18 protein-coding genes, 1 tRNA gene and 1 pseudogene are annotated in these 25,390 nt (G+C 44.6%); 10 read left to right on the forward strand and 10 right to left on the reverse strand.

Annotation, left to right across the window (positions count from 1 at the left end):
- Window positions 1-356: 356 nt before the first annotated feature.
- Entirely contained in the window at window positions 357-1,025 is a 669-nt protein-coding gene (locus tag QUA88_RS13505; protein ID WP_333233916.1) for an ElyC/SanA/YdcF family protein, read from the reverse strand.
- Between the two features lie 101 nt (window positions 1,026-1,126).
- Between QUA88_RS13505 and QUA88_RS13510 the strand changes: the two genes are divergently transcribed.
- The 3 genes from QUA88_RS13510 (at window position 1,127) to QUA88_RS13520 (ending at window position 4,045) form a co-directional block, all read left to right on the forward strand.
- Entirely contained in the window at window positions 1,127-1,798 is a 672-nt protein-coding gene (locus QUA88_RS13510) for an aminotransferase class IV (RefSeq protein ID WP_333272125.1), read from the forward strand.
- Window positions 1,799-1,902: 104 nt separating this feature from the next.
- Window positions 1,903-3,351, forward strand: a complete 1,449-nt coding sequence (locus QUA88_RS13515) for an anthranilate synthase component I (RefSeq protein ID WP_333057547.1) — start codon at window positions 1,903-1,905, stop codon at window positions 3,349-3,351.
- Between the two features lie 133 nt (window positions 3,352-3,484).
- Entirely contained in the window at window positions 3,485-4,045 is a 561-nt protein-coding gene (locus QUA88_RS13520) for a hypothetical protein (RefSeq protein ID WP_333057548.1), read from the forward strand.
- A 138-nt stretch (window positions 4,046-4,183) separates the two neighbouring features.
- On the opposite strand, the gene QUA88_RS13525 is transcribed toward QUA88_RS13520, so the two are convergent.
- Window positions 4,184-5,350, reverse strand: coding sequence for a quinone-dependent dihydroorotate dehydrogenase (locus QUA88_RS13525; RefSeq protein WP_333057550.1), 1,167 nt, complete (start codon window positions 5,348-5,350; stop codon window positions 4,184-4,186).
- 230 nt (window positions 5,351-5,580) lie between these two features.
- Between QUA88_RS13525 and QUA88_RS13530 the strand changes: the two genes are divergently transcribed.
- Window positions 5,581-8,502: a GAF domain-containing protein gene (locus QUA88_RS13530; RefSeq protein WP_333272130.1), complete on the forward strand. Its 2,922-nt coding sequence runs from the start codon at window positions 5,581-5,583 to the stop codon at window positions 8,500-8,502.
- Window positions 8,503-8,684: 182 nt separating this feature from the next.
- Here the strand turns inward: QUA88_RS13530 and QUA88_RS13535 are convergent, their stop codons facing one another.
- Window positions 8,685-9,143: an ABA4-like family protein gene (locus tag QUA88_RS13535; protein ID WP_333272134.1), complete on the reverse strand. Its 459-nt coding sequence runs from the start codon at window positions 9,141-9,143 to the stop codon at window positions 8,685-8,687.
- A gap of 178 nt (window positions 9,144-9,321) precedes the next feature.
- On the opposite strand from QUA88_RS13535, the gene QUA88_RS13540 reads away from it, so the two are divergent.
- Window positions 9,322-10,332 carry a leucine-rich repeat domain-containing protein gene (locus tag QUA88_RS13540; protein ID WP_333272137.1) on the forward strand — a complete coding sequence of 337 codons (1,011 nt, stop codon included), beginning with the start codon at window positions 9,322-9,324 and terminating at the stop codon, window positions 10,330-10,332.
- Window positions 10,333-10,471: 139 nt separating this feature from the next.
- Here the strand turns inward: QUA88_RS13540 and QUA88_RS13545 are convergent, their stop codons facing one another.
- Window positions 10,472-10,834 carry a hypothetical protein gene (locus tag QUA88_RS13545; protein ID WP_333272140.1) on the reverse strand — a complete coding sequence of 121 codons (363 nt, stop codon included), beginning with the start codon at window positions 10,832-10,834 and terminating at the stop codon, window positions 10,472-10,474.
- A gap of 46 nt (window positions 10,835-10,880) precedes the next feature.
- On the opposite strand from QUA88_RS13545, the pseudogene QUA88_RS13550 reads away from it, so the two are divergent.
- Window positions 10,881-12,069 (forward strand): annotated as a pseudogene (locus QUA88_RS13550) (RNA-guided endonuclease InsQ/TnpB family protein).
- A gap of 48 nt (window positions 12,070-12,117) precedes the next feature.
- On the opposite strand, the gene QUA88_RS13555 reads toward QUA88_RS13550, so the two are convergent.
- Complete coding sequence (locus QUA88_RS13555; RefSeq protein WP_333056358.1) at window positions 12,118-13,617, reverse strand: NAD(P)/FAD-dependent oxidoreductase; 1,500 nt, start codon at window positions 13,615-13,617, stop codon at window positions 12,118-12,120.
- A 207-nt stretch (window positions 13,618-13,824) separates the two neighbouring features.
- On the opposite strand from QUA88_RS13555, the gene QUA88_RS13560 reads away from it, so the two are divergent.
- From QUA88_RS13560 to QUA88_RS13570, 3 genes are all read left to right on the forward strand, one after another.
- A complete protein-coding gene (locus QUA88_RS13560; protein ID WP_333211272.1) occupies window positions 13,825-15,516 on the forward strand; it encodes a hypothetical protein in 1,692 nt (563 codons plus the stop codon).
- Window positions 15,517-15,627: 111 nt separating this feature from the next.
- On the forward strand, window positions 15,628-16,623 hold the full coding sequence (locus tag QUA88_RS13565; RefSeq protein WP_333056353.1) for a pentapeptide repeat-containing protein: 996 nt from the start codon (window positions 15,628-15,630) through the stop codon (window positions 16,621-16,623).
- Window positions 16,624-16,714: 91 nt separating this feature from the next.
- Complete coding sequence (locus tag QUA88_RS13570; RefSeq protein WP_333056351.1) at window positions 16,715-18,049, forward strand: serine/threonine-protein kinase; 1,335 nt, start codon at window positions 16,715-16,717, stop codon at window positions 18,047-18,049.
- Between the two features lie 198 nt (window positions 18,050-18,247).
- Here QUA88_RS13570 and QUA88_RS13575 read toward each other — a convergent pair whose 3' ends face one another.
- The 5 genes from QUA88_RS13575 to ndhL form a co-directional block, all read right to left on the reverse strand.
- Window positions 18,248-20,677 carry an ATP-binding protein gene (locus tag QUA88_RS13575; RefSeq protein WP_333233531.1) on the reverse strand — a complete coding sequence of 810 codons (2,430 nt, stop codon included), beginning with the start codon at window positions 20,675-20,677 and terminating at the stop codon, window positions 18,248-18,250.
- A 1,184-nt stretch (window positions 20,678-21,861) separates the two neighbouring features.
- Window positions 21,862-22,497 carry a DUF6658 family protein gene (locus QUA88_RS13580; protein WP_333056350.1) on the reverse strand — a complete coding sequence of 212 codons (636 nt, stop codon included), beginning with the start codon at window positions 22,495-22,497 and terminating at the stop codon, window positions 21,862-21,864.
- A gap of 892 nt (window positions 22,498-23,389) precedes the next feature.
- The gene (gene trpA / locus QUA88_RS13585) at window positions 23,390-24,187 is read right to left on the reverse strand and encodes a tryptophan synthase subunit alpha (protein WP_333211268.1); all 798 of its coding nucleotides are present in this window, start codon (window positions 24,185-24,187) and stop codon (window positions 23,390-23,392) included.
- A 305-nt stretch (window positions 24,188-24,492) separates the two neighbouring features.
- A complete protein-coding gene (locus QUA88_RS13590; protein WP_333056347.1) occupies window positions 24,493-24,798 on the reverse strand; it encodes a DUF3007 family protein in 306 nt (101 codons plus the stop codon).
- The gene (ndhL, locus tag QUA88_RS13595) at window positions 24,799-25,014 is read right to left on the reverse strand and encodes an NAD(P)H-quinone oxidoreductase subunit L (protein ID WP_193972727.1); all 216 of its coding nucleotides are present in this window, start codon (window positions 25,012-25,014) and stop codon (window positions 24,799-24,801) included.
- Between the two features lie 198 nt (window positions 25,015-25,212).
- Here ndhL and QUA88_RS13600 point away from each other — a divergent pair.
- Window positions 25,213-25,297: transfer RNA gene (locus tag QUA88_RS13600), tRNA-Leu, on the forward strand.
- The last annotated feature ends 93 nt before the right edge of the window (window positions 25,298-25,390 follow it).

Genomic DNA, 25,390 nt, shown 5'->3' on the forward strand with positions numbered 1-25,390 from the left:
TCCCGGACTTAGGAATGAGAATTAAATAACTTCCACTCTTGAAAGTGGGATGGGCTCTTATAGCCCATCCAAAAAGGACGGGCGGGACGCCCATCCCACAATAACAATTAAAATTGTAAGTTATTTAATTCGGGATCCTTACCTGATGTCCGGTTAGTTGTAATAAAATTTGTTTTTAGTCAAGACTTTAGTTTTTGTTTTAAGGACTAAAGTCTTCAACATATCACTCATATCATGTCCGCTCGATTAACCATAATATCCTGGTCTGGGCGGGTTTTTGAGATTGTCCTTTGTTGGCAGGTATTGTTGGCTCACGGGCCCCTACAAAAATCACGGTCGCTCGACTGGACATGATATCATAACTTTTCTTGAATTCCTTCAAACGGCCCCAAAAAAGTCGGTTCGGGACGGGTAACGCGCACTTCCCAAAGCGCTTTGATGACTGCCAAAAATTCGCGGAAAGTGTAGCGAATCATGCCCTTTTGGCGAAATTTGCCCCAATCGGGCGTTCCTAAGCCGATCGCCTTTATGCCCAACCGGCGACAGGTATAAACAGCGCGGGCTAAGTGAAAGTTTTGGGTAACTAAAACAGCCTGCGTTATGCCAAAAATCTCTTTCGCCCGGTAGCAACTTTCATAGGTACTAAATCCGGCATAATCGAGAACGATATTATTAATCGGTACGCCCTGGGCTTCGGCGAAGTCCTGCATTGCTTGGACTTCGTTGTAATCGACGGTGCTATTGTCTCCTGTCATCAAAAGTTTGTCCACTCGCCCCGCTTTGTACAAATCGACGGCTGCTTGCACTCGATCGGCTAACATGGGGCTTGGAGTGCCATCTTCCCAAAGTCCGGCACCAAAAACTATAGCAATGGGTTCAGCAGGCACGTTAGCTATATCGCTGTGGCGGTAGTTGCGGGTAACAAATCGGACGTAGTAGTTGAGCGCTAGGGGTGTGAGCACTGAGGTTAATATTAACAGCCCGATGGCAAGGCGCCATTGAAATATAAAGGATTTAGGCAACATAAATTCAAGTTAACTTCCTATATAATTACACGAACAGGCCGCTTCGCGGGTCTAATAATTGTCTTGTTCCCGAATTTACATTATATTATATTGACAAAAATATGATTCAACACCAGCCAAACTTTGAATTGCTGGAATCACTTTTATGGGAACCCAAAAACGGCTATTTTTTGCTAGACAGACATCTTCAAAGATTAGAGCGATCGGCTGATTATTTTAATTTTCCCCTATCGCTAACAGAAACAAGCAAAGCTTTACAAGCATTAAGTATGACTTGCGGGTCAGTCAAACACAAAATACGGTTAACAATATCTTGTGAGGGAAACATAACGTTACAAGCTCAGACACTAGATAGCGGTATCTTAAAAATCGGTGCATCTGTGGGAATTGCCCGCCAACCGATCGATTCTCAAAACCCATTTCTTTACCACAAGACAACTTACCGAGTACCTTATACAATGGCTTTGGAGTCGCAGCCCCAATATCAGGATGTCTTTCTGTGGAATCAAGATGGAGTTATCACCGAATCCACGATCGCCAATATCGCGATCGATACACCCGCAGGTTTAATCACACCTCCCCTCAAGTGCGGTTTATTACCGGGGACGTTTCGTTCTCAACTTTTAGAGGAGGGAAAAATCAGAGAAGAATTAATTACCTTAGATGATTTGCAAAGAACCAAAACTATATTTCTCATTAACTCCGTTAGGGGTTGGATACGCCTCAAAAAAGAGGCAAGCGGAGATATTTGGAAAGTTGTAAATAATGGCTGAGATAACGCTTTAAATCGATTTTAGGAGGGGGCCAATTGTGCACCTTACTACAGAATTGACATTGTGCGTAATTCCTGAAAGTGTTAACCAGAGTGCAATCTATTATGAAACAAATACAACCTTGGCATTGGCGACAGCTTCCCCTAAATCAGCGCAGCGGATCGGAGATTTTTCAAATTTTATTTCTCGGTAAAACCGCCGGTGCAGGCTCAATATCGGAGTGTTTCCCCCGCGAGATGGCTGTTCTGCTAGAAAGTCCAGTTACATCTTCTACTAACTTGGCACGATATTCTATTTGTGCAGGTTCTCCCCGGATAATTGACGGTCAATCTCAGCTATGGACACCGCCAGTCGGGGAAATTTTACCTTTTTTGCGCGCTCTTTTGGACTCTCAAGAGCAAAATTTAGCAGTGAATGTACCGCCGGAAATTCCTTTTACGGGGGGTTGGTTGGGATGGCTAGGTTATGATTTAGCATGGGAAATCGAACACCTGCCCCAACTCAATACCGATCCGCTTCCTTTCCCGGTTAGCTGTTGGTACGAACCAGAATCTTTTGCGGTTTTAGACCATCAAACGCAAATTCTCTGGTTGGCTGCGAGTCAACCTTCTCAACTCGATGTTATGCAGCATCAATTAGAGCAAGCCAAGGGAGAAATAATCCAGAATAATTTACCGGAAAATTATCAACAAAATTCCGCTACTCCTATTTTCCAATTATCTCAGAGTGAGTATAAAGAAATAGTGCGAAAAGCTCAGAAGTATATTCAGGCGGGCGATATTTTTCAGGCTAATTTATCTTTGCGGTTTGAAGCCAGTACAGATTGCAGTAGTTGGTCAATTTACCGCGCTTTGCAACGGATAAATCCTTCGCCTTTTGCAAGTTATTGGCAAACTCCGTGGGGGGCGATAGTTAGTTGTTCGCCGGAAAGACTCGTTCAATTATTAGGAAATAAAGTGGATACTAGACCGATCGCGGGAACGAGACGGCGAGGTTTAACCTGCATTGAAGATGAGCAGTTAGCACGGGAATTAATAGAGAATATCAAAGAAAGAGCAGAACATATTATGTTAGTTGACTTAGAGCGCAACGATATCGGGAGGGTGTGTGAATGGGGTTCGGTAAAAGTTAACGAATTTCTGACTATTGAACGCTACAGTCACGTGATGCACCTCGTCAGTAATGTTATCGGTACATTAAGACGAGATTGCGACGCGATCGACTTAATTCGAGGGGTATTTCCGGGCGGTACGATTACAGGTTGCCCGAAAGTGCGCTGTCTGGAAATCATCGAAGAATTGGAACCCGTGAAGCGCAATTTATTTTACGGTTCCTGCGGTTATTTGGACTGGCGCGGGAACCTGGATTTAAATATTTTGATTCGCACCCTTTTATATGCACCAAAAAGTGACGGTACAACCGGGGGAGTTGTTTGGGGACAGGTGGGTGCGGGGATTGTTGCTGATAGCGATCCAGAAAGGGAATGGCAGGAGTCGCTGCAGAAAGCTCAAGCTCAAGTTAATGCTTTGAAATTAGCGGAAATATTTGATTAGATGCGTGTTAGATAAATCGAGTTGTTAAGATTGTTGAAGATTTTGAACGCCGATTTACTTTTGATGCAATACTAATTAAAATCGATCGAAACCAAAAGATTTTTTGTAGTATTAATGTTAGGGAACTGTTGGTATGGTGTTGCCTGATACTTTTTTTAGCGATCGCACTGTGAGTCAGATTCTGGGTGAACTCATGGATATTAGACGAGACTGCCAAAGCTGGTTAGCTGTTGGAGAAGCTCACTATCACGATCGCAAAGGAAAAGCAGAAGCAATTAACAAAGCCCCTGAATGGCTGATTCCTGTGTATCATCCTCAACGAGGCACAATCAACTGCTATAAAGACTGTCTAAACATCAGCAAGTTGTATGAAGCTGGCTGGACATATATAGACGGTAAATTGATAGTGGCAGTTTATTCAACCGTTGACCTTTGTCGAGGCTATCCGGTAGATATTTCCTTACTTGAAAACTACTTGCCTCCCCTGCAAAAATACGGTGTTCCTATGATGATTTTTCCCTTCAAGCGAGAGATAATTCTCCAGGAAAAAATCATCTATGAAACGGAATCTGCCTACGGAACGAAAAGCCAGCTTGTTGATGTCGCTCAAGTTCAAGATATGATACCTAGGGCGTGGTACGATCGAGATTATAAAGTTTTGATCAAATACAGCGATCGGCTAGTGCCTTTATAGGGAAATTTGAAGAGTTAATCAGATGCTAAAGGTGGCGGCGATTATTTCCGGGAGTGGATGGCTGCTCAATGCACTGATCGAGGGGTGCAACAAGGGTAATATTGATCGGGCTTCCTGCCCAAGACTTGCTTTTCACTCCTATGTGTATTGATTGTCCGAACCTACTGCCTCAGAAATAGAACTAAATCCGCGTTTTTCTAACTTTTGCAGCAAACCTTGGAGAATCCGACGCACCATCCAAGGCCCTTCGTAAACCCAACCGGTGTAAACTTGAATTAAACTCGCACCGGCGGCTATTTTTTCCCAAGCATCTTCGGCGGTGAAAATGCCACCAACTCCAATTATGGGTAATTCGCCTTTTGTATATTGCCAGATAAATCGGATTACTTCTGTCGATCGCTCCCGCACAGGAAGCCCGCTAATTCCCCCGGCTTCTTCGGCGATTGGTTTGCCTGTTTCTGGCAATATTTGTGTTTTCAATCCGTCGCGGCGGATGGTGGTATTGGTGGCGATAATTCCTGCTAATTGGTAGGTTTTTGCTAAGTCGAGGATAGATACGAGATCCTCGGACTCCAAATCCGGCGCAATCTTGACTAAAATGGGCTTGATTCCCTGATTTTCTTGTTGCAAGATTTCCAAAATTGTGCTAAGCCCAGCAGCATCTTGGAGCGATCGCAACCCAGGCGTATTCGGAGAGGAAACGTTGACTACAAAATAGTCGCCCCAATCTTTCAGCAGCTTAAAACTCTCCAAATAGTCGGCTGCTGCCTGCTCTAACGGTGTTACCTTAGATTTACCGAGATTGATGCCCAAGGGGAACGGAGACTGAGGCATGGGGCCCTGGGCATCGAGTGGGGACTTTTTCTGTGCTGCCTGAAACCGGGCTGCCATTGCCGCGGCTCCTTGATTGTTAAATCCCATGCGGTTGAGGGCTGCACTGTCCTCCGTCAAGCGAAACAAGCGAGGTTGGGGGTTTCCCGGCTGTGGTTGACAAGTGACAGTGCCAAGTTCGGCAAAGCCAAAGCCAAAATTTGCCCAAATATCGGCAGCTACGCCGTTTTTATCAAATCCGGCGGCCAAGCCGACAGGATTGTTAAAGCTCAGTCCCCACAAAGATTGTTCGAGGCGAGAATCTTGGACTCCCAAAGATTTCTGCAATCGAGAGAGCATTTGGCTGGTGGCGGGGTTTGACTGGGTTCTGGCTGCAAGTTCAAGAACTTGGAGAGTGCGGTTGTGCAGCCACTCGGCATCGGTTTTCAATACGGAAAACAACAGCGGGCGTACACTTGATTGATAAATATCCAATGATTTGTACTGGGGCAATTTACAAATGAGAAAGGAGAAGGAAAATAAAAATATTCACGAGCAGGCAGGGAAGGCGAAGTTTTTACTTCAACCTCGATCGACTTTATCCAATGTTTGAGACTGAAGGATAAGTGAGACGATTATATTATAAGTTGACTCTTTGGCATTTTAATTTTTTGAATCTTTAAGTTAGTAATTTTAAATTAGACAAGGTGCGGGGAAGCTTGGAAATGGGGCAGCAGCAAAGACCAAAGGATTTAGACGAACAAATCGCGACCCTAGAACGCGTTCTCCAGACTCTCCGAGAAGAGGAGAATGTGGAAGTGCTACTTTCGACCACACTCGGTTACTTGCAAGCGGAATTTGACTGGGGTTTGATTTGGATCGGGTTGTACGATCGACAGGCCCACAGATTGTTCGGGAAAGGCGGCATAACTCCTAACGGCGACCAGTCTTTTCTCAAACAGCGGTTTGCCCTCAGCCCAGGGGATTTGCTGGAACAAGTGGTGATTCAGCTCCGGCCGGTGGGAGTCCCGGATTTGCGATCGGAAAACCGAGCCGGAGAATGGCGCAAAGCAGCTCAAACTTTCAATATTCAAGGCACGACTCTGTTTCCGCTGCGCTACAAAGACCGCTGCTACGGCGTGATTTTGCTCGGAACTGAGGTATGGGGAGCGTCGCCCAAGTCGGGGGAAAAAACCCAGTTGGCGATCGTATTTGGAGCGCTGGCAACTGCTCTTTACCAAATAGAAAAAGACTGGCAGCGACAACAAGTTAAACACCCAGATGAGTCTCTTTTAGCGCTGATTTCGCAGTTGGGGGAATTGCGATCGCTCGACCAATACTTGCAAGCTGTTGTCGAACAAACTCATGAATTTATCGAGCCGACACGCACCAATGTTTATTGGTTCGAGCGAGAGCGACGCTATTTTTGGCGCCGAGTCAGCAACCGCGAAGTTACTCCGGGTTTGGGCGGGCCGGCCCGACCGGCTTCGGGCATCACCGTCCAAGACTTGGGAGAATTTTATCAGGCTTTGGGCAGGGAAGAAATGGTTTGGATCGGTGAATCTCAAAGTTCTCTGAAAACTGAGCTAACGGGGCGGTTGATGCAGCAAATCCGCGCTCGCTCTCTGTTGGCGGCGCCGATTGTTTCGGAAGGGGAATTGTTGGGATTTTTGGCAGTCGAAGCCGGCGAACCCCGGATTTGGCAAGACAATGAAAAGCATTATCTGCGGGGAGTGGCGCAGTTAGTGGCTCTGACGGCTCCTGTCTCGGAGATGGAGGAGAAAATTCAGCAAATTGAGATTGATCGAGATTTAACTGCCGGAATAGCTCACGCCATCTACAGCGATGCTGACTGGGAGGCGACTTTGAAAAATACCGCCGAACAGTTGTGCGATCGGCTCAAATGCGAATACTTTTTGCTGCTGCTGTACGGCGAAGAACAAAATCGCTTTGAAATTGTCTGCCAAAATCTGCCCCGCAACCGCAGGTCAGTGCCGTCGCCACTCAACGCCCTCGATGTGGCTGACGTGGGGCTGTTGGAAGAAAGTGCACCTCTAGCTATTGAAAATTGGGAGGAAGACGAGCGGTTGGGCGCTTGGCGGGATGTGTTGGGGGAAGCGGGGGTGCGATCGCTTTTGGCATCGAGCACGAGGGGGAAAAAGAAAGACGGAGAAAACCCCAATCTAAAATCGAAAATCGCCAATGGCAAATCGATCGAGGGTTTGCTGGTTGTCGGACACAATGCAACTCGCACTTGGAGGCGATCTGAGCAAGAATTAGTTCGGCTAGTGGGCGAACAACTCGGATTGATCCTGCACTCGTGGCAGCAGAGTTCGGCAATCGACAAATATCAGCAATTTGAGCGATCTCTCAAATCGGGTTTGGCGGTTTTGCACCATTATCCTGATGAGCAATCTGAGCAAGAGATAGCTGCTGCTTCACCGACGATGTTCCCAGAGTTGCCGCTACAAAAGCTCGATCGTAATTTTGCTCAACACGTTTCCCAGACCATTTCCTGTCCTTTAGTAGCCGTAATTACTTGGAATCCCGGTGAGGAGGAAGGTTCCATCGTAGCGACGGTAGCTGCCAATCCCGTATTTGCCCTCAATCCCGAGGCGGTGATTCCTGTCAAAACAGATGCTTTGATCCAACAAACCCTGGCTGCTAGCGGGGTGGTGCAACAGAGCACGAGCCAACTGCAACTGGCGACGAAGCGGTGGCTCCGCAGTCCGGGAATTGGCGAGATTCTGACGGTGGCGCTGCGGACGGCCCCAGAACACGCTCCGGCGGGCATTGTGGTGGCTGCGGACGCTCCGGGCCGCCAGTGGTCGGAGTTGTCGGTGAGTTTACTCAGCTCGATGGCGTCTCAGTTGGCTTGGTGGCGCAGGTATTTGGCGGTGCAATCGATCCAGGAGTCGCAGCGATTGGATCTGGAGTTGCTCAACTGGTACAAACAGCGCCGTTTTGAGGAGTTTTACCGCACGGTGGGAGCGGGGGTGAAGGAGTTGGGGGAGTTGAGTCAGTCGATTTTGCAGTCGGCGAAGGAACAAAAGGATGCTCTGAAAATTTTGCGCTACCAACAGGTTTTGCGGCAAATGGGCAATGCTTTGGGGTCAACTCATTTGCTGCTGAAACAGGAACATTGGCGGCTGCAATTCGGACAAGATGCGGTGCCTGTGAGCGCTTGGCTGAGGCGATCGCTCGATCGAACGGCCTCCCTGGTCAAACAGTCGAAAGTCTTGCTGGATGTGCACAGAGAAACTGCTGTGTCGATGCCTGCGGGTCAGACTTTGAGCGTTCGCGGGGACAGTATCAAGCTGGATTTGATCCTGTGCGAATTGCTGGCGACGGCTTGCAGGCGCTCTGCTGTTGGCGCCAAGATTGAGATTCGCTCTCAGTTGTTGGGGGAAGATTTGTTAGAATTGTCTGTGATCGATAGCGGCGCGTGCGATCGACAGTTAATTGCTGCCTTCAACGGCGGTTCCGAACCCGATATATTAGCGGTTTCTAGTTCCCATAGGTCGATCGTGCAAAATCTTTTAATTTGTCAGCGAGCAGTACGCTTAATGGGGGGAAACTTTTCTATAGAAATGTTAGAAAACAATTTAATTGTGGCTCGTTTAGTGCTGCCCCTAGCCAATTCTTAAAATTCTGTACGGGCGAGTTCGCCCGTACTTATAGTTATTGTAGGGTGCGTCAGGGGAAAATTTTTTAGTCTTTAGTGGTCACATTCAGCCCTGACGCACCCTACTAACTAAAGGGACTGTGTTTCCCACTTACCGAATTTTTTTATGAATGATTAACATCCAAGGTATTAAAAACCCTCTGCCTAAACCGATGAAGTAACAGTTTCCGCCGCCTCAGAACTGGGGAAAAACCTTTGAGTAATCCAAGCAGTTACAATATGAGAAAGCAATCCCATCGGCCCAGCAAAAAAACACAAAGCCAAAGAGTGAACAGTCCAAACTCCTGTCCGCTGTCCTTCCCAATAAATCCAGCGCCCGACAAACAAGTCCATCACTAAAAAATGTATCCATCCCGTAGCCGCCGCCGTTTCTTCCCCCAGAAACTTAGCAATATCTGCTAACTTGGGATTGGACAAAGCAGCCGCATTTTCCGCAGTTAGACTGCTACCAAACAAATATATGTACAAAACGGCGAGCACTGCAAACGGAATAAAGGAATTCATCACTTTTCGGGTAATTCCCCAGTTGGGTAATAAAATCATAATTGCCCAGAAAGGCACAACGAACAGATTACCGACATTAAAAATTAGTTCTGGTGTCATAGTTGGCTCTTGGCTCCTGCGAAGGCAATGCAATTAAGGATGTTAAGATTACTTTACACAATTTTTGCGGAAATTTCTCAAAATCCGAAAAAAATCTCATTCACAAATGAAATAGAATTGCTATACTTATCTAAAATTTCAAATCTCGCATCTAAAATCGATTAAGGCAGCACAGCCCATGACAAATTATAATAACTTTGCCGAGTGGTGCAAGCACAAAGAAAATATCTCTCCCGGCGCCAAAGATACGGTAGAAATACTGTTGCAAATATCAGATACTTCAGATTGCGATCGAGCCAACGAACTGCTTTCTAATACAACAGAACTTAACCTCAAAAACCTTCAACTTACTGATATCAGCCCCCTCTCATCTTTCACTCAACTTACTAATCTCATCCTCGGTAGTAATCAAATATCTGACATCGCTCCCCTGCAAGCTTTAACTAACCTGAAAACTCTGGTTATAGATGTCAATCAAATATCAGATATCAGCCCGCTTTCATATCTAATAAATCTGACTCAACTCGTTCTCGATACCAATCAAATCTCAGATATCAGTCCCCTAGCAGGTCTAACTAATATTACCGCACTTGTCTTGTTTGACAACAAAATTTCCGACATCACTCCGGTGAAAAATTTAACTAACTTAAATGCGCTGATTCTCTACAAAAATCAAATCTCCGATCTCGCTCCTCTGGCAAATTTAACTGAACTCCAGACACTCTACCTTTACAATAATAAAATATCGGATATCACCCCGCTGGCTTCCTTGAAAAATCTCAAAACGCTGTTTCTCTTCGGAAATGAAATATCTGACCTTACTCCGCTGGAATCTCTAACAAACTTAAATAAATTGGTTTTATTCCAAAATCAAATATCCGATATTAGTCCTTTGAAATCGCTCACTAATTTAATTGAACTAAACCTGGGTAACAATCAAATATCAGATATCAGTCCGTTGAAATCGTTAACTAATTTGACTGAACTTTATTTGTTCAACAATCCGATTTCGGATAGCAGCGCGCTACAAGCTTTAAATAATTTATTTTTACTAGACTTGTACAACAATCAAATCTCTGATATCAGTTCCCTGCAATCTTTGCAAAAGTTAACTACGCTGGACTTGCGCGGGAATCCCATTGTTAATAAAATTTGTCCTGTCAATCCTGAATCTATATGTAGGTTTTAATTAATTATTAAGGTCGAGGCAAGATTGCGGTTTATAGAGTATAATGTCAAAGGTCAATATCAGGAGAAAGTGATGAGCGGACACGATGCTTTAATGTTAGGATTGCTACTGTTGCCAGGTTTGGCTTTATCGATCGCAATTATGGGCGCTTTTGCCGCTGGTGGATAATCAGTTTTGGCAGCAGGCAGATTTTGTAAAAAGTAGTCTTTTCCTCGTGCCCTGGCTCTGGCTGGGAACGCATTTCACTATTGCTTTGCCTCCTGTTTTTTTGCCAGCGAGGCAGAGCCTCTGGATCTCGGTTCCCCGCCAGAGGCAGGGAACCACTTAATTTCCCTTCTTCCTTCTTCCTTTTTCCTTCTCCCTTCTTCCTTCTTCCTTCTTCCTTCTTCCTTCTTCCTTCTTCCTTCTTTCTTCTTCCTTCGCTTACCAAAAAATCGGGTCTAAAGCCCCCTCCTTCTAGGACGGCTTTAATTCCCACAATGTGTGAATAATTGTTAAACATACAGATTTGCAAGTAAAAGTCTTTGTAGAAGTGGTAGGCTATTCCAATGATAGTTTTAGAGTTTAAGTTAAAGGGCAAAACGGAGCAGTATCGGATCATCGACGACATGATTCGGACGGCTCAATTTGTCCGAAACAAAACTCTTAGGTATTGGATAGAAAATCAAGGAGTTAAGTTAGTAGACCTGTACAAACAATGCGCCATCATGGCAAAAGAGTTTGAATGGGCAGGCAAGCTTAATTCGATGGCACGTCAGGCTTCGGCAGAACGTGCCATTTTTGCTATCCAACGTTTCTTTGCTAATTGCAAAGCCAAGAAACCAGGGAAAAAGGGATACCCGCAGTTCAAGAAACATACTCGATCCGTTGAGTATAAAACTTCGGGTTGGGAATTTTCTACCGACAAAAGATGCTTGACACTTAAGGATGGTTTTGCTGCTGGAAGGTTTAAGTTAATCGGTAGTCGGGACTTGCATTTTTATGCACCCAGTGAGATAAAGCGAATCAGAATTGTGCGTCGTGCCGATGGCTACTACGCACAATTTTGTATCAATGCGGAACGAAAAGAGGAATTCGTTTCTACTGGTGAAATTATTGGAATAGACGTTGGACTAAACCATTTCTATACTGATAGCGATGGCGAAACAGTTGCCAACCCTCGATATCTCCGTAAAAGTGAAAAAGCTTTGAAGAGATTGCAGAAGCGAGTTTCTCGAAAAAAGAAAGGCTCGGGTAATCGGAAGAAAGCGATCAACAAGTTAGGAAGAAAACATCTGAAGGTCACTCGGCAGCGTAAAGACTTCGCCATAAAGACGGCGTTGTGCGCGGTAAAATCTAACGATTTTGTAGCCTACGAAGACCTTCATGTGCGGAATATGGTCAAAAATCACAAGCTTGCTAAATCTATTAGCGATGCAGCGTGGTCACAAACTTGATCATTATTTGGAGTATTTTGGAAGAGTGTACAGCAAAACAATAATTGCTGTGGCTCCTCAGTATACTTCTCAAACCTGTTCAAATTGTGGAAATCTTGTTAAGAAAACGCTGTCAACTCGAACCCACATTTGTGGTTGCGGTACGATATTGGATCGCGATCACAACGCCGCGAATAACATTTTGGCGAAAGGGTTGAAGCAGGCAGGAGTTGGCTTTAATTTAAATACGGTGGGGCACACCGAAATCAAAGCTTGGGGACAGACCGATCTCTACTCAATGGTGGCAGCAAAACAGAGATAAGTTCGACTGATTGATCCAAGAATCCCCGCGCCTTCAGGTCGGGGAGTGTCAAAAAAATTGTGCTGTCACATCGGAATTTACCAAAGTATTCGCGCACAAAATACCCGATGCTGCGACAGCGGGCACGCCAATTCCCGGCATGGTGCTGTCTCCCACGCGATACAAGCCTTTGACTGGTGTTTGCGGCCCGGGAAATGTGCCTTTTCCGGCGGCAATTGCAGGCCCGTAAGTTCCTTGATATCGATGCAAAAATCGGGCGTGGGTTAGCGGTGTGCCGATCGACTCTAAGACTATCCGCGATCGCAAATCCGGTATAATTTTTTCTAAAGCTTGAAACAGAGATTGCGATCGCTCTTGCTTTTTCTGCTGATACAATTCGCCATATTCCCAACCTTCGTAAGGTTCCAATGTATAAGCGTGAATGGCGTGATGTCCGGGCGGCGCCAGAGTTTCATCCCACACTGTAGGAATCGAAATCATGCAAGTATTTCCGGGTACTGTAATGTCAATCTTGCTGTCGTGAACGACGACGTGGTGGCCGGTCAAACCTTCGAGTCCTTCGGCTTTAATTCCTAAATGCAGGTGCATGAAACTGTCTACTGCTGGCATCGACAAAGCGTTTTTTCGGTAGCTTTTCGGCAAATCTTCAGGCCGCAGTAATTTTGTATAAGTATCCCAGATTGTGGCATTGGAAATGACAATTGGGGCGCGGATAATTTCGCCATTTTTCAAGCGAACGCCAGTGGTTTTGCCGGATTCAACTAATATTTGCTCGACGGGAGCTCCCAGGCGCAATTTTCCTCCCCAGCGCTGCAAGCCTCTGACTAAAGCATCGACGATCGCACCGCTGCCACCTACAGGATATTCGATCGCACAGCGCGATCGTTCGCCAATCATAAAAGCTATTTCCGGCGCGACAGTTCCGTGCGCTTTCAAACCAGACAGCAAAAAGCACTCCAAATCGATCAAACGCCGCACCCAAGGGTCACGCACGTCCCGATCCATCAAGGAACCTGCTGAACCCGCGATCGCACCTACTAGCGGCAACAGCTTCAGCAAAGCAGGCGAGTACCGAGACAGCAAAACAGGTATCAACTGCCAGTCGGATCTCAGCGCTAAAGCCGGAATTCCACGCAAAGCTTCATACAAAACTAATAAATTTTGTTGAAATTGCTGTAATTCTACAGCACCTTGCGGTGCGAATTTAGCTACAGCATCTAAGTAACTTCTCGCATCAGCATAAATCGGTAAACTTCCCTCTGGAAAATGGTAATGCCCCAGCGGATCGTAAGAAATTGCAGCGATCGATTCCTCCAAAACATCAAAAACTTGCCGCAAAGGATTGAACGAGCGGGAGTCAGTCAAACCGCAATAAAAAGAAGGCCCCGAATCAAAGTGAAATCCCCGGCGCGAAAAGCTGTGAGCTGCCCCGCCCGCTATGATGTGGCTCTCGCAGACGAGCACCTGCTTCCCGTAGCGAGCTAGCATCGAGCCTGCGACTAAGCCCCCAATACCGCTCCCAATTACGATCGCATCAAAGTCTTGCATTTATCAAATGTGGTATAATTGTATTATTTCTTGCTAAGTGTTGACCCGCCCAAAAACGGGTACCGTGCCACCTACGCTCCTGAGTGGAGATACTAAAATTTTAGACTCAAGTTCTGGTTCCCAGATTCACGGCGCTGCAAGTAAATCTCAAATCTAAAATCTCAAATCTCAAATCGACTGACAGGGTATTTTTATGGGAGGAAAACTATGAAAGCTTTATCTATTTTAGATGAAGTTGTTCGCGAATTAGAACAAGACGTGAATCTCTCGCGCATTAAAAAAATAATATTTTTTGCTTGTAAAGAGTTCTGGGAAAACGACCCTGCCCAACTCGCCAGCGCCGATGTAAGGATTTTAATCGAAGAACTGTGCGCCAAATACAGCCGGTTAGAAGATATTGAAGCAGTTTTAAATAGTATAGTCTCTAAGGTTAATAAAAAAACCGAGTATGCTTTAGTAGCCGACCTCATAGTCTGTCAACTTAGCAGGCTGTATGAATTTGAAGACTTCACCAAATTAGAAGTAAACATATCTAGTTTTGGCGGTCAGGAATCTCCCGCATTTGAAGAACACTTTAGTTCGGAAGTACCCAGCAGCGAAGAAAGGGCAAGAAACCCCGGCACTTTATTTGATGTGCGACAAAAAATTTTGCAGCAAACAAATCCGCTGAGGGCGAAAATCCTCATTTTTTCTACTCTTTATCACCAGTTTACTTTTAGCGATCGCGACTGGCTACTTCTGAAAACTCAAGAACTTGACAATCTACTGCGACAACTGTTTAATGTCTGTACCACCCTAGCCGAACTGGAATCTCAGTTGTACAGAACTGCTAGCAATCTCGACAACAGAGATGAAAACGACCAAGCAGCGAGCGTAATCATCAAAGCGATGAATCCTTGTTACGCAAAAATGCAACAGGAAGAACCCCATGAAGCCGAATCTTCGGCTAGTGAAGATTACGATCAGACACATTTAAACAACAGTGTTTATCAAGAGATCGAGCTGGTGGACAAAGGCAGCGATTATTTTGATCCAGGCGAGATTACCCACATCCTTCAAGCTGCTCCACCTCACTATCATTATGACCCTCAAAAGAGTTACTTAGTGCCGGACACGGCAGAAAATCTACCGTTTCAAGAACCAGAAACCAGCAATAATTATCCTACTGAGTTCAGACAGGAAATGGTAGAAACATTCCCAGTTGCAGAAATGCCGACTATTATCGAAATTTTAGAACCTGCTGCTCCTGTTATTATAAATATTAGCGATTCCATCAAACGCAAGTTGGGATTGGAAGAAGAAATGACAGAATTAGTCAGTCAAAGTGCTAACTCCGCCACAGCGCAAATAGAAAATATATTCACCCAGTTAGAATCAGCCTTAAATGGAAAGTTTTCAACCGGAAGTGCAGAGGATCGTTTGTACTGGAAATATAAAAATCTCAGAGAGTATGTAGGCAAAGTTCAGAAGTTTACCGATAAATTGCTGGAAATTTTGATTGAATTGGAGTCAAAAGAAAGCGGAAAAAATCTTTCTAAAATCCCAGAAAATATGGCAGACAATATTTCCGAAATCCCGCCGGAAAACTCTAGCCCTAAAGCAAATCAGTATCAGCTTCTGGAAATGGCAAAACAAGGCAAACCAAAGGCGATCGCCCAATTGATTAATCAATTGCTACAGCCTAAAGGAATTGCTGCTACAGTAGGATTTAAAGACGGTTGGCTCCATGTGATTCTGGAGTCTGCTGAAGTACCAAACCAACAGAGTACAGCTACATACATTCACAAAAAACTGTGTACTTTAAAATCAAAATATCTTACTCATGTGAAAATTCACGGGCGACAGTTAGGCAGCAAAACAGTTTCTTGGACTCAAGAATTTGTCAATCAAAATCATTAAATATCCCGACTTAAGTCAGGGGCTAGACAAACTAATTCCGCCTGCGCGAACAGAAGAATTTTAACAATTCTAGAAATAGCAGATTGTACCTAATTAACAACAAAAACAAATATGAATGCCAGCGAAATTTTAAGGCGATATACATCAGGAGAACTAGATTTTCAAGGTATGAATCTCAGAGGGGTATACCTGAGCGGTGCCGATTTAATTGGCGTCAATTTAAGTAATGCTGACCTCTGGGGTGCAAACTTAGCGATGTCGTACCTGAGCAGAATTAACCTTCAGCGCGCCAATTTAACTAATGCAAAGCTGTGCGGTGCTAACTTAAATCAAGCAAACTTGAGCGGAGCAAATTTGTCCGATGCAGACTTCCACGGAGCGACTTTGCAAGGTGCAGACTTTCGCAGAGCCAATATCTCTTTGGCAGTTTTTATTGATGCAAATTTGAGCGATGCAGATATGCGAGGTGTGAATTTGCAAGGTGCAGATTTGCGCGGGGCGTGCTTGCGGGGTGCAAATTTGCGGAAGGAGGTGCGGATTTTTGAGGGTGCAAATTTGCGGGGTGCAAATTTGCAAGGTGCCGATTTGCGGGGCGTCAATTTGCAAGGTGCCGATTTGACTAAAGCTAATCTCAGTCACGCGAATTTGACAGAAGCATCTCTGGGGGAAGCAAATCTGACTCAGGCGAATTTGAGCGAAGCTATTTTAGATGGCATATATTTGACTGAAGCAACTTTGGTAGAAACAAATTTTTCCTGGGCTGTAATGACAAATGCTAAGTTGGAAAGAGCTGTGTTAATTGATGCTGAATTTGCTGGCGCTAACTTGCGGGGTGCATTTCTTCCTGATGTTAAGTTGAGCAATGCTAATTTAGTTATGGCTGACTTGAGTCGAGCTAATTTAGTGAGGGCTGATTTAAGTCGAGCTAATTTGAATCAGGCAAATTTGAGTGAAGCTGATTTGACTGATGCTTACCTGGCTAGAACAGATTTGCGGGAGGCAATTTTGCACCGCACAACTTTGATTAGGGCAGATTTGAGCACTGCTAATTTAGCGGGGGCTCAGTGGCGCGGTACAATTATGCCGAATGGAGAAATGCACGGATAATTACTTGTACTAGCAATTTAACGCTCTCGGGAAAATAGTTAATTTAATAGTTAAGGAAATTTCATATAATTAAAAAAAATAGTGCAATGCTGTGTTAAATCCAGGAAAAATTTTACAAGAACGTTATCAATTGCAACAGCGTTTAGGGCGCACAGCGACCGGTCATCAAACTTGGCGAGCAGTAGATTTAGAGTTTCAAGAACAGGTGACACTAAAAATGTTAGCTTTTAGCCCGGAAATGCAGTGGGAAGAACTCAAGCTCTTTGAAAGAGAAGCACAAGTTTTGCAGGCGCTAAATCATCCCCGCATTCCTTGCTATCGAGATTATTTTTCCCTGGAGAGGGAAGCCGGATCGGGATTGCCTTGGTTTGGGTTAGTGCAAGATTATATTCCGGGGTTTTCGCTTCAGGAATTGTTAGAAAATGGTCAGCATTTTTCCGAAAAACAAGTACGAAAAATTGCCACTGAAGTTCTGGAAATTTTAATTTATTTGCATGAATTAAGTCCCCCGGTTTTGCACCGAGATATTAAGCCGAGTAATTTAATTTTGGGGGAAGATCAGCAGGTTTATCTAGTAGATTTTGGTGCGGTACAAGCTCAAGCGGCGGTGACAGGTGTAACGTTTACAGTGGTAGGAACGAGTGGCTATGCACCCTTAGAACAGTTTTGGGGGCGGGCGGTGGCGGCTTCGGATTTGTATGCTTTGGGAGCTACTTTAATTCATTTGTTAACGGGGGCGACTCCTGCGGATTTGCCACAGAAAGATTCTCGGATTCAGTTTAGCGATCGCGTGAGTGTCAATCCTACTTTGGTAAGCTGGATTGAGAAGATGACGGAAATCGGGTTAGAAAAGCGTTTCCCCCTGGCTAGAGAGGCTTTAGCCGCTTTGAAATCGGGCAACATACAAGGAGCTAATCTTCAAATTGCGACTGTTCGGAAAATTGCTAAACCGCCTCACAGTCTCATTCAAGTTAGCAAATCAGCGACGGAGTTACACATTAAAATTCCGGCTCTCTTAGTCAGAAAGCCTTTATTCTCTGCTTATCTAGGAACAGTAATGCTAATGATATTCATCCCGACAATTATCCCCTTTTTAACAGGAGAATTGAGCATAGGGGTAGTAATTTCGGTACTTATAATAGGTTTCTTAGTTAAGGTTATTTTTGAGATAAAGCAAGTTAAATTTAATCGCAAATATTTTAAAATAACACATCTGGTATTGGGGTGTAAATACTTACAAGAAACAGGAGAAATGTCAGAAATCTTGGGTGCTTTCATTCACAATAACTCTCTTTCGGGAAATCAAATCAAGATTCGTGCCGGTAACGATATGGGAACTTACTTTTATGTTGTAGCAAAAAATTTGAAAGAGGTTGAGGCGGCTTGGTTAGCGCAAGAAATTCAAGATTGGTTAAATTTAAGATAAATTTTTGTAGGGCGAAGCCTTGGTGATTAATTTTTTTTGTATAATAGACATCTCCCAACTCAAAATGGGTGACGCGCTTACTTATAGGGTGTCTAAAATACAACTTTAAAAGAGTTATGCTAAGGCTTTCAAGAAAAGACCCGAATTAAAGTCAGTATATGTTATTACCCGATCGCCCAAAAAACATTAAATTTTAATTCAATTTTCTCCCTTCACAGGCAAAACGATCGCAAACTCAGTGCCAACTCCCGGCTCGCCATTCACCTCGATGCTTCCGCCATGTTTCTCTACCGCAATCTGGTGGACAATTGCCAACCCCAATCCAGTTCCTTTTCCGACACCTTTCGTCGTGAACAAATGGTCGAATATCTGCTGTTTAATTTCCTCTTTGATTCCGGTGCCGTTATCAGCTATTTTAATTTTAATGTACCCTTCGCCAACTATATCAGTGCATATCGTGATGCGGTTGGGATTGGCGGTAATTTCGCTAAAAGTGCGTCCTATATTTGACTCTTCTAAGGCATCGATCGCATTGGCAAGGATGTTCATGAAAACTTGATTTAATTGACCGGGAAAACATTCTATTTTAGGGAGATTGCCGTATTTAGTGATAACTTCGATCTGCGGGCGGTGTTCGTTTGCTTTGAGGCGGTGTTTCAAAATTAAAATAGCGCTATCAATGCCTTCGTGAATATTAAAAGGAACTTTGTAGTCTTTGTCGCCTCGCGAGAAGGTACGCAAACTGTTGCTGATGCTGCAAATGCGTTCGCATCCGAGTTGCATTGAATCAATCATCTTTGGTAAATCTTCCAAAAGATAATCGATGTCTATCTCTTCGGCGTGGTCGGCAATTTCCGATGGCGAGGCAGCGGAGCGATACAATTCTAAGTGTTCGATTACATCTTCCAAACTCCTTTTACCTTCGCTTAAATTGCCAGAAATAAACCCAATCGGATTGTTGATTTCGTGGGCGACTCCGGCGACTAAATTGCCCAAAGCTGACATTTTCTCGCTTTGGACGATTTGCAGTTGCGCTTGCTGTAAATTTTTTAAAGTTTGTTCGAGCTGTTGATTTTGCTCTTGCAAAAGTTCTGCGGCTCGCTTGCGCTCGGTGGCATCCACGCCCAAACCGATAATCCCGATTGTCTCGCCCTGGGAATTTTTTAACTGCACTTTGGTGACTTCTAAATAGTGCAGTTTGCCGTCAACAAGTCTGAGAGTTTCGTTGGAGTAATGCGGCGAATCTTGGGCAAGGCAGGCCGCATCTGAAACCAGACAGTTCGCTGCATTCTCTCCGAGTATATCTTTGTAATGATCGACAGCTAAAAACTCGCTCAGGGGCACGCCCACATCTTCACAAAATGTCTTGTTGAAAAACTGTACTTTACCTCTAGGATTAACCATCCAAATCCAAATCGGAGCGACATCAAGAATTGCTTGCAGCATTTGTTTCTGCTCCGCAAGCTGAGCTTCGGTTCGGCTAATTTTTACTAGCGATCGCTCTAATTGTTGGTTATAATCCTGATATTTTTTATAGAGCAGAGCATTTTGCAAACAGATGGCTGCCTGGGAAGACAGGAGATTGAGAAGTTGCAGTCGATCGCGGGTAAAAACTTTTGCGGTTAAGCGATTTTCCAGATACAAAATGCCGACTAAGCTGCCTCGATCGAGAATCGGCCAACACAGCAGGCTCTGCGGTTGATATTTGAGGATGTAGGAGTCGGAATCCCAATCACGTTGTTGAGTGAGATCCCGAACAATCACAGGTTTCAATAAATTTTTAACGCAGTCAACAATTTTGAGGGGCAAGATATCGCTGTTGTCATCGAGTTTTGCGGATGATAAGTCGATCGCCCACTCGACTCCCGAATTGTCGAGCGTGCTGGTAGCCGCGATTTCCCATTGATTGCCGTTTGGTAAAATCAGCGCTCCTTTGTCAGCTCCTGTATTTTTCATCGCCAGTTGCATGAGTTTGGCAATCAGTCGATCGAGTTCTCTTTCACTAGAGAGCGCTTGACAAGCTTTGAGCAGTGTTGAAAAATTCCCGAAATCTGAGACACTCGCCGAAACAGACGGATGAATGGATGGATGAATGGATGGATGAATGGATGGATGAAGCGATTGATTTTGCCCAGCAGGTGTTGGAAAATTTGCTAATGAATTTGCAGGGAGTTTTGCCTGTTCTAAAATCGGTTTTAATAATTGAGGATAACGTTTTTCTAAGTCATCAATTTTTGCTCTGTCTCCCCAGCGGACATAGCAATCATAGGCATCTATCATGTAGATTCTGGCAATTTTTTCCCTTCCTAATGACAGGTAAAATTTAGCAGCGAGTTCGCAGGCAAGAGCTTCTTCATTGACATATTCGTTAGCTTTAGCTCCGGTAATAGCTCGATCGTACAATTCCATTGCTTCTGCTGTCTGTCCCAAAACGCCCAGCAATTCTGCCTCAACCAGATCGAACTTGTGTTGGTAATTGATCGGCGTATGGTGCGCGAATTCTTTGAGTTTTTTCTGACTAGCCCCAACGCGATCAAGGATTTGTTGGCGCTCCGCCGGTGGGGCCTCTGCATAGATTGCCAAATCTGCCAGCGCATCATAAAAGTCGTGCATCATCGTTACTAGCATCAAAACACAATTCCCAAGATAAGGTTTACCTCCATTTCCCCTGTCGATTGGCTGCGGATTACTGCTCTAATATATCCTGAATCCGTGGCCTCTTTTTGCTAAATTTTATACACCTCTATATAGCAGGTAACAGTCAAGATTAATTGAAAGATTGGAAGGTTTAATGTATTTGTAAATAACCGGTCTGCATTTCAGTCTGTCGAAAATTTTTCTTCTGTTTAGGACTATTTCTACCGATGCAATTAACGGTCGCTAATGCAACTTTTGGAGATTTGGGCAGCACCGCCTCTCGGAAATCCTCCGCCACAATAGCGTAGGTTTGAGAATTTTAGCGGCGGGTTGTCGGTCTTTCTCCCCCATGAATCGATCGATAGCCGATCGAGAATCTGTGTACGATTGCGCGATTGCGCGATCGAGCGATACCCCGGTATTACCCTAGTCAAATATACTCCATTTATTATTGTGTCCATATTGGCTGACCTCAACCCAGACATTAACTTGACAAAACTTGGTCTATCTATCTTAGGGCATAAACACCATAATTTTCGAGCTGTAGATCAAAAAATCAAATTATCTATTAAAAAATAATGTTTTATACTTGAGCGATCGCGATTAAAGCTGTTTACTTACGTATAAGTTTCTGCTCTTAATCTCAAAGGCGATTAAATAAACGCAAAATTCCGTATAAACACTGCCTTGTCATGTATTGAAAAATACACACCTTAATTAATTGAATTTAATATAGCTCGATCGCCCAAATTTCCGCAAAGCCGATCGAAAAGTTATTACCTTAAAAAGTCCAAATACAATCTATATATATTATAAAGAATCCGTCGTGAGAGCAGTGGCATTCCAGTCCCCCGAATTTATCTCGCGCAAGTCAATGCTTCAATTCTTTAATCTTTAATCTAAAATCGATTTACCGAAAGCATCCAGGATACAGGCCCCGAATTTATCTCGCGCAAGTCAATGCTAAAATCTAAAATCTAAAATCTAAAATCTAAAATTGATTGACTTTACCTACATTCCGACAGAGGTTAAAACCCCTGTCGGAATGTAGCTTCCAGAAAAGGAAACAGCGTTATTTGAGATTAGTAGTCTGTCGCTCTTTGGGCCTATCGTTGAGTTCAGTCAATATCTCGATTCACTTTCGAGCAAATATCGTCTGAGGCATCTTGAGCCTTCTATCTTGCATCTCGTGCTGCATCATTGATATTTTCTTGGCCGCCGGCGGTATTATATCTCAGAGACTCAGTACCCTCTGATACTCTTTCTTTTGCTCCCTCGGTGGCTTCTTTAACAATATCTTTTGCTCCCTTCAAGCCTTCGCGAGTGTTTTCTTTAAGATTAGCAAAGCCTTGTTTGGTTTTGTCGCCAAAGTCATCAGCTTTCTGCTGGGCGGTGCGAGCATCCTCCTTGATCTTTTCGCCAATTTGGTCGAGTTTTTCAGGCGCATCATCCGCTACCCGCCGCACATTTTCACCTACATTGTTGCTAGATTTCGTGTCAATGCGGCGCTGCGCTTGATCTTTGAGAAGCTGAGCTTTTGCTTCTGTTGTTGTCATCTTTTTGTTTCTAGGATCGACATCGCTGTAATCGTTCATGCCGCCTTTGAATTCGGACGTTACAGCGCCGCTCGGCACTTCTTCTCTAATTTGGTCGGCAGTTTTTCCTTTTCCTGTCATCACATCAGTTTTTCCTGCCATAATATCAGGGGCGCTGCTGCAGGCCGTACTCACAAATACTAAAATGCCAGCCAGAAAAACTGTTAAAATTTGTACAGCTCGAATTTTTTTCAGAAATGCAGTTAGTGTCTTCATAAAAATGCTCGGTAAGTGGGAAACAAGCGTGGCTTGAGCCCTGAGAAGGAAACGACGCGGCGGTTTCAACCGCTTTGAATCGCCTTTCGGGGTTGGAGAGGTATGGTTGCCCCTCCGATGGAGATATGGTTGTCTCCTTTCTCCCTTGCGGGGTAATGTTCGTGCAGACCTGGTTATAAAGGCTTGTTAGACCTGCAACACTGTTTCAGTGACTTTAAAACTGTTTAATTGCAGATGACAGAGCGGAAAACTGGCGTCGCATTCACCGGTGTCGTGACCTAAATAACGTCTCCGCCATGCGGGGGTCTGGTCAGAACAGCTTGCAATTTCTTACAAGCTCAGTGGCACTTAGCCCTGAGTTCCTGACAAAAATGCTCCTTTCTATTGTGAGATGCTCAAATGCCTGGTGGTTTTGTAGATGGCTAGCCTTACCAAATTAGGCACTTAAACACTTTTTTAAGTATACGAATAGAAACCGTAGCTTTTCATCTATCCCAAGTTACATTCCTCAAGTTATAGTAGGAGGAAGAAGGAAGAAGGAAGAAGGAAGAAGGAAGAAATAAGAAGGAAGAAGGCTCTTCAGCTTGGCGAGCGGAGAGAAATCACCAATCAGGAAGAAGGAATGAATAATCCTCAATCTTTTACCCATTATTAAAAGTCGCAGCACAGCCCACCGGAGAAGGCAAAGTCGTTTGCATACATAGCTGTTTGGTTCTCCATGCCTCCACTATGTTGAAATGTTGTGCGTGTTCGGCTCAAAAAAAACCTTCTAGTCAGGAACTAGAAGGAATGTGGTGTATTATCTCAAGTACAACAAGGTCTTTAATCGCAATTGTGATGGCACATCCCGATCGCACACATCTGTCTAATGGCTGAAAGTATTGTACAGTTACTAAGGATTTTGAATCGCTGTTTTTAGACTTTTGCAGAATTCGCCGATCGCCTCTAAACCCTGTTCTGGAGTACCTTCTGCCAACCGTTTGACAAAAGCACTACCAACAATCGCAGCATCTGCACCCCATTCTTTCACTTGGCGAGCGTGTTCGGGTTGCGAGATACCAAACCCGACGCCGATGGGTTTGTCGGTGACGGCGCGAAGTTCTTGCAGCAACTCTTTTGCTCTCGTTTCTAAGCCTTCGCGTACTCCCGTCACCCCCGTCACACTGACTAAGTAAATAAATCCTTGAGACTGACGAGCGATCGCTTCTATACGACTTTTGGGACTTGTCGGCGCAACTAATAATGTTAGTTCAATCCCTAATTTGTTGGCAGGTTGGATGAGACTGTCTGCTTCTTCTAAGGGCAAGTCTGGTACAACCAATCCCTGAACTCCAGCACTTTTGATTTGCTGCAAGAAGGTTTCTATACCTCGGTACAAAATCGGGTTGTAGTATGTGAAGAGAATGATGGGCGATCGCAAATTCGGACTAACTTTCGCTACCATTTCCAGCACCGAATCTAACCGCGTCCCCCGCTGTAGAGCCCTTGTAGCAGCAGCTTGAATCACCGGCCCGTCAGCTAGCGGGTCAGAATAGGGAACGCCAAGCTCGATCGCATCTGCACCATTGTCATCCAAAATTTGCAGTGCTTTAGCCGTTGTCTCCAAGTCTGGGTCGCCAGCAGTAATAAAAGGAATCAATGCACATTGGTGGTTCTTGCGTAACGTTTCAAAACAATTAGAAATAGTCATTAGTTATTAGTCATCAGTCATTGGTTGTTGGCAGTTGGTTGTTGGCAGTTGGTTGTTGGCAGTTGGTTGTTGGCAGTTGGCAGTTGGTTGTTGGCAGTTGGTATTAGCTAATAACAACTAATATCATGTCCGAGCGATTAACCATAATAGCCCGGTCGGGGCGGGTTTTTGAGATTGTCAATTATGGGCGGTATTGTTTGTGAACCCGCCCCTACAAAAATCGCGATCGCTCGACCGGACATGATATAACAACTAACCACTGACAACTAACAACTAACCACTGACAATTGACAACTAACCACTGACTAACTATCTTTTTCCTGCTCAATTTCGGCTTGAAGTTTGGCTAATTCTTCAGGAGTGAGTGCATCCAGTTGCTTCTGCAAGACAGCTTCTTTGTAGTCTTGCAATTGCTGGCTGTAGGTCATATTTTGAGTCAGTGCTCGAAATAAATAAGTCACCAGCCAGCCAATCAAGCCAGCAACCAAAAACAACTGACTCCAAATCCCGGCATTCATACTGTCGAGTCCGGCAAATTGCAGTAGCAAGTAGACAAACCCACCTGCTACAAAAAAGCCGACACTGATTCCAATTACGTCAATACGTCGCATTTAGGCTTCTATCTGCCGCCGTTTGGGCCGAAAATTCAAAAATGGAGCTAGGAGAAACATACCTGGGAAGAAGAAGAACATCAAGAAGTACATGAAGCCGCGCTCAAAAGAGGTAGCGACGTACCAGCGGCTGTTCAGGTAAGCGTAGGTGGCCGCGGGTACTACCAGGAGGTAGGCTCCTGCCAAGACGGCGTAAAGCAGTAAGGTAATATACATAGATTTGCTTTAGGGGAATAATAACACCGGTAAGTCAGTTGACACGCTCCGTTAGCTGGTTAACTATTGTACCGCTTGCGGAGATCCAGCGCGACTTTTGGGAATTTTTTGATTAGGGGTTGCGTAAATCGGGGTTTTGCCTGTAGAATAAAAGGCTGTTGCTGTTAATCGCTCAAAACCACAGCAGCTTGACCAAAGGGGGGCGTGGCGGAATGGTAGACGCTACGGACTTAAAATCCGTTGACCCGAAACGGTCGTGTGGGTTCAAGTCCCTCCGCCCCCATCCATTTCAATCGTTAGTGATTCAACGGTTTCAGATTTCTTGTCACCAAGAGTTCTGTTTTCCGCTCAATTTTCGCGCTAATGGTTTTTTACT

The sequence above is a fragment of the Microcoleus sp. D3_18_C2 genome (genome assembly GCF_036702395.1).
Taxonomy (GTDB): Bacteria; Cyanobacteriota; Cyanobacteriia; order Cyanobacteriales; family Microcoleaceae; genus Microcoleus.

What these genes read in the sequence shown, in the direction of transcription:
- QUA88_RS13575 (WP_333233531.1), bottom strand. Translation starts at nt 20,677, where the DNA reads ATGCTAGTAACGATGATGCACGACTTTTATGATGCGCTGGCAGATTTG.
- QUA88_RS13590 (WP_333056347.1), bottom strand. Translation starts at nt 24,798, where the DNA reads ATGCGACGTATTGACGTAATTGGAATCAGTGTCGGCTTTTTTGTAGCA.
- QUA88_RS13555 (WP_333056358.1), bottom strand. Translation starts at nt 13,617, where the DNA reads ATGCAAGACTTTGATGCGATCGTAATTGGGAGCGGTATTGGGGGCTTA.
- QUA88_RS13540 (WP_333272137.1), top strand. Translation starts at nt 9,322, where the DNA reads ATGACAAATTATAATAACTTTGCCGAGTGGTGCAAGCACAAAGAAAAT.
- QUA88_RS13520 (WP_333057548.1), top strand. Translation starts at nt 3,485, where the DNA reads ATGGTGTTGCCTGATACTTTTTTTAGCGATCGCACTGTGAGTCAGATT.
- QUA88_RS13565 (WP_333056353.1), top strand. Translation starts at nt 15,628, where the DNA reads ATGAATGCCAGCGAAATTTTAAGGCGATATACATCAGGAGAACTAGAT.
- QUA88_RS13580 (WP_333056350.1), bottom strand. Translation starts at nt 22,497, where the DNA reads ATGAAGACACTAACTGCATTTCTGAAAAAAATTCGAGCTGTACAAATT.
- ndhL (WP_193972727.1), bottom strand. Translation starts at nt 25,014, where the DNA reads ATGTATATTACCTTACTGCTTTACGCCGTCTTGGCAGGAGCCTACCTC.
- QUA88_RS13545 (WP_333272140.1), bottom strand. Translation starts at nt 10,834, where the DNA reads ATGTTTAACAATTATTCACACATTGTGGGAATTAAAGCCGTCCTAGAA.
- QUA88_RS13530 (WP_333272130.1), top strand. Translation starts at nt 5,581, where the DNA reads ATGGGGCAGCAGCAAAGACCAAAGGATTTAGACGAACAAATCGCGACC.
- QUA88_RS13560 (WP_333211272.1), top strand. Translation starts at nt 13,825, where the DNA reads ATGAAAGCTTTATCTATTTTAGATGAAGTTGTTCGCGAATTAGAACAA.
- trpA (WP_333211268.1), bottom strand. Translation starts at nt 24,187, where the DNA reads ATGACTATTTCTAATTGTTTTGAAACGTTACGCAAGAACCACCAATGT.
- QUA88_RS13515 (WP_333057547.1), top strand. Translation starts at nt 1,903, where the DNA reads ATGAAACAAATACAACCTTGGCATTGGCGACAGCTTCCCCTAAATCAG.
- QUA88_RS13510 (WP_333272125.1), top strand. Translation starts at nt 1,127, where the DNA reads ATGATTCAACACCAGCCAAACTTTGAATTGCTGGAATCACTTTTATGG.
- QUA88_RS13505 (WP_333233916.1), bottom strand. Translation starts at nt 1,025, where the DNA reads ATGTTGCCTAAATCCTTTATATTTCAATGGCGCCTTGCCATCGGGCTG.
- QUA88_RS13535 (WP_333272134.1), bottom strand. Translation starts at nt 9,143, where the DNA reads ATGACACCAGAACTAATTTTTAATGTCGGTAATCTGTTCGTTGTGCCT.